Annotated in this window: 1 protein-coding gene; it reads right to left on the reverse strand. The window is 68.5% G+C overall.

Annotated features, from left to right (window positions below):
* Positions 1 to 110: 110 nt before the first annotated feature.
* Positions 111 to 1,382, reverse strand: a complete 1,272-nt coding sequence (locus tag ACBJ32_RS59320; protein WP_375134395.1) for an IS110 family transposase — start codon at positions 1,380 to 1,382, stop codon at positions 111 to 113.
* Between the last annotated feature and the right edge of the window lie 355 nt (positions 1,383 to 1,737).

Genomic DNA, 1,737 nt, shown 5'->3' on the forward strand with positions numbered 1-1,737 from the left:
CCGACCCGGAGCGCAGGGCCGTCAGGCCCGAGACATCCGATCGGCGGCGGTGTCAAGCGTGCTCGGTCCGTGGTGGCCGTCGACGCTACGGCGGGCTGTGATCAACGAGATTAGGCGTCGACGGCTGCCGCGGTTCGCGGGGGTCTGGGGGCGGTGGAGCCCCCAGTGTCTGTAGTGGGAAAGGCGAGGTGTTCGCTGTAGGGCTGACGGGTGGCCAGGCAGTGGAACAGGCAACCGAGGAAGCGGTTGTAGAGGTTGCGCAGTGCGGCGGAATGTCGATCACCGTGTTCTTTGCGCCGGTCGTAGTGGCCGCGGGCGCCAGAGGAGGCGGTCAGGCTGGCGAAAGCCCAGATGTAGCCGACGGCGGCCAGGCGGCGGTTCTTGACCCGGCGGTGGACGACGGCCCGGCTGCGTCCGCTGGCACGGGTGATCGGGGCGGCTCCAGCGTAGGCCTTGAGGGCACGGGCGTCGGTGAAACGGGTGCGGTCATCGCCGATCTCGGCGAACAGCCGGGCCGCCGTCAGCTCGCCCAGGCCGGGGAAGCTGGTGACGATGTCGTGGTCGGGGTGGTCGCGGAAGGCTGTGACGGTGGCCTGGTGCAGGTCGGCCGCGGCTTGGCAGGCGGCATCGAGAACAGCCAGTAACGCCAGCGCTTGCCTGCCCATCGCCTCCTCGATCGGAGTCTGCTGGCGCAGCTGGTCTTCTCGGAAGCCGGCGTGCAGACGCTCAGCCCAGGTCTGCAGGTGGTAGATGCGGCCGCAGCTCTTCAGCACGGCCCGCAGCTCGGTGACAGTGAGCAGCCGCGCCGCGGCGGGTGTGGGGGCGACCTTGAGCACGGCGCGGGCTTCACGGCAGGTGATACCGCCTTCCTGGCCGGCGAACAGCGTCAAGAAGGCTGGGTAGTACTCGCGCAGCAGCGAGCGGAGCTCGTTGCCGATGCGGTGGATGCGCCAAACGGCGTCCTGGTGGCCGCGAGCCAGCACCGCGATGGCCTGAGCCTGATGGCTGTCGGCGGGCAACGACCGGTGCAAGGCCATGTCGGTGCGCAAGATGTTGGCCAGGACAACGGCGTCTTGCCGGTCGGACTTCTTACGGGATACCGAGTGCCGGTCCCGGTAGCGCGAGGCGCTGAGCGGATTGATGGCGAAGACCCGCCGGCCACTCGCGCGGAGTTGGGCGACCAGCAGGCCGCGTGGGGTCTCGATGGCCACCGGGATGGGTGCCTCGGCGCTGTCGCCGGCCTCGGCCAGCAGAGTCAGCAATTCCTCATAGCCCTGAGGCGACTCGGCGATGCGTCGCTGGGCGAGCACCGTACCTGCCTCGTCGACCAGGGCGATGTCGTGGTGTTTCTCGGCCCAGTCGATGCCGCAGTAGACCTTCATGACGTCCCCTCCGTCCGCTGATGCAGCTTCGTGAAGGGCCCTTGCCGAGATCGTGCGGCGTGCTAATGACAAGACTTGGCCGTCTACCATCCGATGAGCCGTCTGCTGACCTCGGCAACCCGCGCAGTCCCGGCCTTGCTGAGAGCTCGAAGCCCACGACATGAAGAGGGATACCCCTGCGCGAGCGGCCCTCGATCCCGCTCTATCAGAGCCAGTCACGCCCCGCTGGCCGATTGGCCCAAGGCGCCGGTCTCGGGCGGAAAGATCTCAAAGACCCTGCACCGGAAGTAGGCATCCCCACGCGCCCTGGCCGACGGGGCGTGACTTGCCCCACCGTCATTAGCACCGGAAGCGG

This window comes from Nonomuraea sp. GTA35 (assembly GCF_041950525.1).
Classification (GTDB): Bacteria; Actinomycetota; Actinomycetes; order Streptosporangiales; family Streptosporangiaceae; genus Nonomuraea.